The 9,048-nt window shown below is 52.4% G+C and carries 5 protein-coding genes, 1 tRNA gene, 2 rRNA genes and 3 pseudogenes (1 of these 11 cut by a window edge); 3 read left to right on the top strand and 8 right to left on the bottom strand.

All coding sequences use genetic code 11. From position 1 onward, the window contains the following. Nucleotides 1–440 precede the first annotated feature (440 nt). The 4 genes from nhaC to AC1965_RS16540 all read right to left on the bottom strand — a co-directional run bounded on the left by nhaC (nucleotide 441) and on the right by AC1965_RS16540 (nucleotide 3,944). The gene (nhaC, locus tag AC1965_RS16525) at nucleotides 441–1,934 is read right to left on the bottom strand and encodes a Na+/H+ antiporter NhaC (protein WP_483884933.1); all 1,494 of its coding nucleotides are present in this window, start codon (nucleotides 1,932–1,934) and stop codon (nucleotides 441–443) included. A 524-nt stretch (nucleotides 1,935–2,458) separates the two neighbouring features. After that, the gene (locus AC1965_RS16530; protein ID WP_483884934.1) at nucleotides 2,459–2,794 is read right to left on the bottom strand and encodes a hypothetical protein; all 336 of its coding nucleotides are present in this window, start codon (nucleotides 2,792–2,794) and stop codon (nucleotides 2,459–2,461) included. Beyond that, on the bottom strand, nucleotides 2,791–3,207 hold the full coding sequence (locus AC1965_RS16535; RefSeq protein ID WP_483884935.1) for a hypothetical protein: 417 nt from the start codon (nucleotides 3,205–3,207) through the stop codon (nucleotides 2,791–2,793). Before AC1965_RS16535 ends, AC1965_RS16530 begins: the two co-directional genes overlap by 4 nt. A 413-nt stretch (nucleotides 3,208–3,620) precedes the next feature. Then, nucleotides 3,621–3,944 (bottom strand): ArsR/SmtB family transcription factor, encoded by a 324-nt coding sequence (locus AC1965_RS16540; protein ID WP_483884936.1) that lies wholly within the window; start codon nucleotides 3,942–3,944, stop codon nucleotides 3,621–3,623. Nucleotides 3,945–4,022: 78 nt separating this feature from the next. Between AC1965_RS16540 and AC1965_RS16545 the strand changes: the two are divergent. Further along, nucleotides 4,023–4,808, top strand: a pseudogene (locus AC1965_RS16545) (EamA family transporter); the annotation flags it as partial. Nucleotides 4,809–4,896: 88 nt separating this feature from the next. On the opposite strand, the pseudogene AC1965_RS16550 reads toward AC1965_RS16545, so the two are convergent. Continuing rightward, nucleotides 4,897–5,028: pseudogene (locus AC1965_RS16550) on the bottom strand (DDE-type integrase/transposase/recombinase); the annotation flags it as partial. On the opposite strand from AC1965_RS16550, the gene AC1965_RS16555 reads away from it, so the two are divergent. Next, nucleotides 5,026–5,232 (top strand): hypothetical protein, encoded by a 207-nt coding sequence (locus tag AC1965_RS16555; protein ID WP_483887093.1) that lies wholly within the window; start codon nucleotides 5,026–5,028, stop codon nucleotides 5,230–5,232. The pseudogene AC1965_RS16550 and the gene AC1965_RS16555 sit on opposite strands and share 3 nt — an antisense overlap. Nucleotides 5,233–5,990: 758 nt before the next feature. Here the strand turns inward: AC1965_RS16555 and AC1965_RS16560 are convergent. After that, a tRNA-Met gene (locus AC1965_RS16560) sits at nucleotides 5,991–6,067 on the bottom strand. 511 nt (nucleotides 6,068–6,578) lie between these two features. Here AC1965_RS16560 and AC1965_RS16565 point away from each other — a divergent pair. Next, a pseudogene (locus AC1965_RS16565) lies at nucleotides 6,579–6,752 on the top strand (integrase core domain-containing protein); the annotation flags it as partial. A 119-nt stretch (nucleotides 6,753–6,871) separates the two neighbouring features. On the opposite strand, the gene rrf reads toward AC1965_RS16565, so the two are convergent. Continuing rightward, nucleotides 6,872–6,986, bottom strand: a 5S ribosomal RNA gene (gene rrf, locus AC1965_RS16570). Between the two features lie 90 nt (nucleotides 6,987–7,076). Continuing rightward, a 23S ribosomal RNA gene (locus AC1965_RS16575) occupies nucleotides 7,077–9,048 on the bottom strand; it runs 966 nt beyond the window's last position.

Raw genomic sequence — 9,048 nt, forward strand, 5'->3', positions numbered from 1 at the left:
CTCATGCACAAATAGTAAAATCGACGCCAGGGCGGGTCCGCCGATGATGATGCGGTCCGGCGGTTTGTAAACTGTGCAGCATCCAACAATTTGGGCTCGATGCTGACATTCTCTAACGCGCAGTAATGCGCTAGTCCAATACGTTCATTGGCGGGTTCTTCAGATCGTGAAGAGCGCCGTTGGGCCAAATTGGTTGGAAAATTCGGCCCAGAGCGGCCACTAATGACGCGCTGTGATGCTGCGGCGCGCCTTCCCGAGACCAGCCATTCGAGCGTAACGCAGTATTCCCGGCGCTAATTTGTCGGCCAGAGTACATTTCAGACCTTCACTGCAAGAGCGCAGAACCTCTCGCCAACCGGAGCTAAAAAAAGCCTGAGCCCTTTGATAAAGACTCAGGCTTTTCAAAAGTCTCCTTTATTCTGCTATAAATCGCGTGATGCTCAGGTGGCTGCCGTCTCGTCATAGGCAAGCTCGTGATCGCCAAGATCCATAACTACTTCATTCTGCTTTACCCATTCCGCACGGTCCTCATCTGTGGCCAAGGGCGAGAACAATCCAGTCACCGCATAGAATATCCCGATCAGAGGGGCAGTCCAGCAGGCAAAAGCGAGCGGGATATAAAGCAAGTTGGTCAGGTTGCCGTCCATTACGCCCAGACCAAGCGCGGAGATTACGAAAGCACCGCCAGCATTCCACGGGATCAGGGGGCTCATCATCGTGCCGCCTTCCTCAACCGCACGACTTAGGTTGAGTGTGGAGTACCCCATGCCACGATAAAGCGGTGCGAACATCCGGCCCGGCAAAGCGATGGAGATATAAGGATCACCTGCGACCATGTTGGTCGCGAACGCGGTGCCAATTGCCGACGTCTGCACAGCGGCAAAGCTTTTCACCCGGCTGATGATCGCCATGATGATGGCCTCAAGGCAGCCTGTCCGCTCCAGTGCGCCGCCAAATCCGAGTGCGATCAGCATAAGCGAGATGGTCCACATCATGGACTGAATACCACCAGCGTTTAGCAAGCTATCTATGTCTGCGATACCGGTATCGATGACATATCCTGACTGGGCGAAAGCGAAGACATCATGTAGGCCAGCGCCTTGCCAGAAAATCGCGACGATCGCACCTGCCACCACACCGACAAAAAGAGATGGCAGTGGTGGTTTTTTCATCAACGCCAGAGCCACGACAATGAAGGCAGGGACAAGCGGAACCAGACCAAGGTTGAACCGCTCATTCAGTTCGGCTGTAATCTGGTTGATACTGGTGACATCGCCAACGCTCTCGTCAATCATCAGAAATCCGACGGCGATATAGATCACCAGAGCAATGAACATCGCCGGGACCGTCGTCGGCAACATATTTTTGATATGGTCAAAGACGTTTGTGCCAGTCACCGCCGGAGCGAGGTTCGTAGTATCAGACAGCGGCGACACCTTATCGCCAAAGAAAGCACCCGAAACAACTGCACCCGCAGTCCAATATGCAGGAATGCCGAAGCCCGCCCCTATCCCCATCAGAGCCAGACCAATCGTGCCGACTGTACCCCAGCTCGTACCCAGCGACAGCGAGACGACCGAGCACAAGATCATTGCGGCGGCCAGAAATATTGAAGGCGTGAGCATAGTAAGGCCATAGTAAATCAGCGTAGGCACAGTACCCGATGCGATCCAGACGCCGATTATCATCCCGACCACGATCAAAACGGCCAGCGAGGGCATCGAAACATGGATGACGTGGAAAATGCCTTCCCGAATATCCAACCAGCCCTGTCCGCGCAGCACGCCCAGCAAAGAAGTGATGGCAAGGCCCAGAATCAAAGGAATGTGAGGGGTAAAGTCGCCATAATAAAATAATTGGAGTGCAAGCAAACCAAGTGTCAAAATAACTGGCAAAACTGCCAGAGGCAAAGATGGAAGGTTTTTTTTGTCCATTGCGTCTGTGTCCCTGTTTCTCCGCCAGTCGTGCAACGAGAGGCGTATGTCTGCTTTATCACGCGCTGTCGCGACAATGAATCGCATGGGCGTGGCGCTTTTGAGTTAAAGTCGGCACCCATTGATTACGTGACTGCGTCGAGTCATTAAAACTGAACCGCACGTTCAACGTTTCAAGGGCGCTTCAAAAAACCTCGTTCTTGCCACTCGTGCCAAACGCCTCAGTCTATGCTGACAAAACTCTGTACAAGCACCCAACCGGTTGTGGAAAATTCTCTTGAGCGTTTGGTGATGGCAGGCATCCATGCATCACGGCCGCATCAGTGACTTTGGGCTCTAAGCAGACTTCGGATGCGCACGCAAACAAGGTCAGCAGTGAGAGATGCGGCGAGCGTCCGGTCTGCGGACCTTCCTGCCGTTCGCTGCGCGCGCAGCTTGCGACACACGATGCGACGGCTTTGGTTAAAGGCGGAAGCTCTTTCGGGCCTGGTGCCACCGATACAGCTGGACCGCCTTGAACGGCGTTAGAGGGTAATCTCCAAGCGCCAGATGAAGGCCTCGTATTCATCGTGATAGATTTCGGGGTCGCCATATCTCCGCCGTTCGGTCTTGACCTGGGCACCTTCCCATTCGATGTCGTAGCGGATCCAAGTTTCAATTCTAGATAGCGTTTCATCATCAAGGATGATGCCTGGCCAGTGAAGTTCGAACTCAAACTCTTCGGACTGTACGCCGATAGCTGGCAGTGCTCCGTCGAATAGATCGAAGTCAGCACCGGTCGCATTGAACTCAAATCGATGATCAGTGGTGGACAGGCGCATCTTGACCATCTCCGGCCACCCATGTTCCGCGTTGCTCATCCCTGTGTCACCGAGATCTGGATTTCGCTGATCGACCGATTGAGCGCATGTGCGAGGAGTTGGCGATGCAGATCAATTACCTCGGCCTCGTCAAGGGTGTCGTCCTCCTCAATATCGATGTCGTCAATGATGCCGAGCGCTGCTTGTCCGACCTGGTTGATATGAGAGTAGAGCTCGAGGCGGCTTTCATAGCCATGTCGACCGGTCCAAAAGTGGCCGAGCTCTAGCTTTTCCAATGCGCGCAGAAAGGCGATTAGGGTGCGTCGGCTTTCGCCGAACTTGCGCTCGAGTGTCTGAACCTCGATCTCTGCAAGTTGGTTTTTGCGCTTCGACATCCAATCGAAGATTGGCTGTGCGCAAGGCTGGGTCTCGACAATCTGCCTCAGGCCAGCGATCCGTTCCGAATTGTCCATGTAAGCTCCATTGCTCATCTTTGATGCAAACAGACTTACATCCAGCATCCTGCGCGTCAACCCATAAGTCTCTTAATGTAACCTTAGGGACTAAGGGGCGGGAAGAAAACTACACTGAAGGGCGGTGCTATCTGGGGGTGCGATCGGGAGCAATCGGCTGGAGCGGTGGAATGCACCCGCAGCGGAGGCTTCGCTCGGACGTGGTAATTTGGGCTCAAACCGGACTTTAGCCGCTCCGCAGCATGGAACAACAAGCAATTAGATCAGCCACATGGCGGCTATGCGGATAAAGTGTGAATTCGCTGCGCTTGCGCCAATGACTGCTTCTAGAAAGTAGGCATCAACACAAGGGAAATTTAGTAAGCCAAAAGTAGTCATTTCAAAACATGCGCTTGCCCTTAGCTCGTTGGGAACTAACCCTCAAACTGAATGCGTAAGTTCTCTAAAGCCTTTAATATCGCCACCTTATCAGCCTTATAAAACACCCAATTCTTTATCGGACGGTATGTGACAAGTTCCGCATCGGCCATGATGCGCAAATGGTTTGTCACAGTCGGTTGAGACAAACCAATTTTAGCAACAATAGCCCCAACACATACACCGTCAGTGACCAAGTCCCCATCCCGCTGGGGTGGGAAGTGAGTTCTTGGATCAAGCAGCCATTTCATGATTTGCATACGCTTTTCATTTGCGAGCGCGCGCAGAACATTCTGTGTTGACGGGTCCTCCTCATCCATATAGTCATTTACCTATATTGCCTAACATCTATACAGTTATGTCTATCAAACAAAGTAGATGTAGAAAACCCTTCTGGAATGGATGAACCCGTGACCATTCGCGATACTTTGCTTGTTGTCCTTACAGCTCTGATTTGGGGGTTCAATTTTGTAGTGATCAAGTGGGGCGTTCAGGATGTGAGCGCCTCAACCATGACAGCGCTAAGATTTGCCCTTGTCGCCGTCCCGCTTGTCTTTTTCGTAAAGAGACCAAAAATTCCTCTGCTCGCCGTTGCCGGATATGGGCTTTTGTTTGGATGTGGCATCTGGGGTTTGGTAAATTATGCAATCGCGCTCGGCACGCCAGTGGGTCAATCGTCACTGTTGCTACAGTCGAGCGCGTTTATGACAGCAATTGCAGGGGTGGTGCTATTCTCTGAAACAATTTCAGTTCAAAAAGTTACAGGAATCCTCGTTGCTTTTGTTGGCTTCGTCCTGATTGCAAAAGGAGCATTTGAAACCAGCTCGTTTCTTGGTGTTGCCCTTGTTTTTCTAGCAGGTTTGTCATGGACGGTTTGCAATGTGATTGTGCGATACTACAAGCCGGAAGACATATTGAGTTTTATCGTATGGTCCAGCCTGTTTGTTCCGCTGCCAATCCTAGGCTACTTGGCGATATTCACATTTGATTTGACGGATATTCTAAATCTTACTGGTTGGCGTGGAATAACGTCCATCATCTTCCAAGCAGGCGTTACGACCATTGTCGGCTACGGCATCTGGACAAAGATGATCGCAAAGTATGGGCTTTCTGTTGTGTCACCGTACTCGCTCATCGTGCCGGTATCCGGCTTGATATTTGCGTCGATATTTTTTGGAGAAAGCCCCAACAATATCGAAATACTGGGCTCATTACTCGTTGTGCTGGGCCTGGCCTTCATGTCTGGGCTTGTCTCGGGAACATTGAGGTGGTTTTGCGTCGCCAAACGGCGCGCAGCAGTGCTTGAAGGGCGAGGTCCGTTGTCATACGTGATCGCATTGACCAACCGACGACTCGCCTCGAGAATAGATCGATGACGACAGCCAGATATGACCATCCGTCATGCGTCTTTATGTAGGTGATGTCGGTCACGCAAATGGTGTCTGGGGCATCTACTTCAAACTGCCGGTCCAGCGTGTTGCCAGCAACGATGGCTGGTTTGCCGCCATGTCGACCAGCCGACGTTTTGCGCTGCGTTCCCTGCAAGGCTGGCCAACCGCGCAACAGGTTCTCAGAGCGGGTCTCACCTTGATCAAGAAGGTTGTCTGATAGTTTGCGGTATCCATAAACTTTGCCGCTGCCCGCCCAGGCTAGTTGGATCAGACCAGTCTGCCGCCCATCCGCAAGCGCACGGTAGCTTAACTGTTCTTTAAGCCACGCAACGAAGCCGCTGAAATGACCCATCAGCACGCGACACATAGAACGGACCGAAAGCTCGGGCCGATGCGCCTCAATAAACGCGTACCTCCCTGAGACTCTCGCGAGGTACGCGGTCCCGTTTTTTGAATATTGCGCTCCTCGGTCACCCGCGACAGTTCTCGTTTTACCCGCTTGAGCTCAGCAGCCAAATCCAACTCCGCGTCTCGGACGCGTCCTAGCTTCGCGAACTGCGCTTTGCATGTGTACAGTGACTTGGTGCTTATCCCAAGCCGCTCTGCCCACTCACTGACCGCATATCAACGCTCAACCACCTGTGCCACCGCGTCCTGTTTATACCCGTCCGTAAACCGAATTCCCTTGTTGATACCCATCTCTCCTTGGTTCCAAAATTACCAAGCATAGCGTCTACAAATCTAGGGCACCTCAGAGGTCTACCGCAGCAAGGTGGCGAATCTAGCGGAAGCCCTGAACGCGCCCGAAATCAAAACCGAAGCGGCCGAGATTATGCGCAGCCTAACCGTGATCAGGCTCTCATCTGAAGGGGTAACACTGCGCATTGATTTGATTGGAGAATTGGCTTGATCGTTATCGCTTGGCGAAACGCAGAACACCCGCAGCGTTTTGCGCTGCGGGTGTTTCTGTTACTTTGGTTGCGGGAGTAGGATTTGAACCTACGACCTTCAGGTTATGAGCCTGACGAGCTACCGGGCTGCTCCATCCCGCGCCAAGTTCGTGTGATCTAAGGCATACACAGACCGAGCACAAGGGGGCTATGGGTAGGTTTTGCAAAGAAAAAGAGATTTTCTGAAACTCTGGCGCCGCTTCGGCATTCATCCGCCAGAGTTGCCTCTTCGCGACAGCGTACAACTGGAAATTTGAGGAAAACGGGAGGCTTGAGGTGCGAATCTGATGAGCTGGGTCCGCGAGATTTATGCGGGACGCATCAGGTGCGCGTAGATCGGACCACGTGCAACACAAGATGCAACCATCACGTCCTCGTATACGCCGAGCAGATCATTGATGTGGTGGGATGGCTCGCACCGGGGTAATGCGCGCTTTCACTACTGGGCCTCAGTCGTAAGCGTTGCATATAGACCCACTTCTCGTCGATTGCACATCTTGCTTAGACGCCAGGGCTGGGATTTGCTTAGACGCCAGGGCTGGGATGTGAACAGGAAGAAGCTGTATCGGATCTACCGCGAGGAAGGGTTAACCGTTCGTAAATGCAGCGGACGCATGCCCGTGCTTTGGTCGCAGCATGGCGCACCGACTTTAACCACCATCGCCCGCATTCCAGCCTCGCTGGTCTGACACCAGCGGAATATGCTAATTGGTCAAAGGAAGACCAAAACCTGAGCAGAGCTAACCCAAATTTGCGGCCTCTATGGGGAGCAGGTCAGCATGCCTAATGTTCCTGCATTTTAGTTTTAAGTTTTTGGTTTGGTTTAAACGCCAACAGCCGCCCTTTTGGGGCGGCTGTTTTGGTATTGATCATCGCAGAGAGATACTGATTTGAGGAACTTATTAGGTTTGGCGATGACCTACTCTCCCACGTCTTAAGACGCAGTACCATCGGCGCTACGGCACTTAACGGCTGGGTTCGGGATGGGACCAGGTGTTTTGCTCGCGCTATGATCACCAAACCAAATAAATTCCTCAAATGTCCAAGTCATGTACAGCTAATGTATGTGTATGCTTTTGATAAGATTGTAAAAGTCTTGCTTCTACTGGATCAAATCAAGCCTATCGAGCAATTAGTACCAGTCAACTGAACGTGTTACCACGCTTACATCTCTGGCCTATCGACGAGGTGGTCTACCTCGGCTCTCAGGGATACCTTGTTTTGAGGGGGGCTTCCCGCTTAGATGCCTTCAGCGGTTATCCTGTCCGATCATAGCTACCCAGCACTGCTATTGGCATAACAACTGGTCCACCAGTGGATCGTTCACCCCGGTCCTCTCGTACTAGGGGCAACTCCTCTCAAGTATCCTACACCCACGGAAGATAGGGACCGAACTGTCTCACGACGTTCTAAACCCAGCTCACGTACCTCTTTAAACGGCGAACAGCCGTACCCTTGGGACCTGCTCCAGCCCCAGGATGAGATGAGCCGACATCGAGGTGCCAAACACTGCCGTCGATATGGACTCTTGGGCAGTATCAGCCTGTTATCCCCGGCGTACCTTTTATCCGTTGAGCGATGGCCCTCCCACTTGGGACCACCGGATCACTATGGCCGTCTTTCGACTCTGCTCGACTTGTCAGTCTCGCAGTCAGGCTGGCTTCTGCCATTGCACTCAACGAGCGATTTCCGACCGCTCTGAGCCAACCTTCGCGCGCCTCCGTTACGATTTAGGAGGCGACCGCCCCAGTCAAACTACCCACCACACAGGGTCCCGGATCCGGATAACGGACCGCGGTTAGACATCAAGCAGAACAAGGGTGGTATCTCAAGGGAGGCTCCACGCAAACTGGCGTTCACGCTTCAAAGCCCACCACCTATCCTGCACATGTTCGGCCTAATGCCAGTGTGAAGTTGTAGTAAAGGTGCACGGGGTCTTTCCGTCTAACCGCGGGAAACCTGCATCTTGACAGGTAATTCAATTTCGCTGAGTCTATGTTGGAGACAGCGGGGAAGTCGTTACGCCATTCGTGCAGGTCGGAACTTACCCGACAAGGAATTTCGCTACCTTAGGACCGTTATAGTTACGGCCGCCGTTTACCTGGGCTTCAATTCAGAGCTCTCACCCCTCCTTTTAACCTTCAGGCACCGGGCAGGCGTCAGACCCTATACGTCGTCTTACGACTTCGCAGAGCCCTGTGTTTTTAATAAACAGTCGCCACCCCCTGGTTTGTGCCCCCAGCCTCTAGTTGCCTAGAAACCGGGCCTCCTTCTCGCGAACTTACGGAGGTATTTTGCCGAGTTCCTTCAACATAGTTCTCTCAAGCGCCTTGGTATTCTCTACCAGTCCACCTGTGTCGGTTTAGGGTACGATCTAGCGATGGAGCTATTTCCAGGAACCTCTAAGCAGCCCATTCAATCCGATAAGGATGAACTACCCTCGAGATCCGTCACTTCCATCTGGCCCAGGAATATTAACCTGGTTCCCATCGACTACGCCTTTCGGCCTCGCCTTAGGGGTCGGCTTACCCTGCTCAGATTAGCTTTAAGCAGGAACCCTTGGACTTTCGGCGAGAGTGTCTCTCACACTCTTTGTCGCTACTCATGTCATCATTCTCACTAGTGATCTCTCCACCGGATCGCTCACGCGCCGGCTTCACAGAAAAGACTACGTCTTTTCTGACCTTTTTATGCACTACCGCCTTCGGCTACTTGAGTGCGAACACCCTCGTAACTGACCTTGGTTGTACAAAAGATCATAAAGACACAGTCTTATGTCACACTACGCTCTGCTACCATGCAATAAATGCATCCTCAGCTTCGGCTCATGGCTTGAGCCCCGTTACATCTTCGCCGCAGGACAACTTATTTAGACCAGTGAGCTGTTACGCTATCTTTAAAGGATGGCTGCTTCTAAGCCAACCTCCTGGTTGTTTTGGTCGTCCCACCTGCTTTCCCACTTAGCCATGAATTAGGGGCCTTAGCTGGAGGTCAGGGTTGTTTCCCTCTTCACGACGGACGTTAGCATTCGCCGTGTGTCTGCCATCTAGTACTCCTCGGTATTCGGAGTTTGGTTAGGATCA

Source organism: Sulfitobacter sp. KMM 9851 (genome assembly GCF_057178245.1).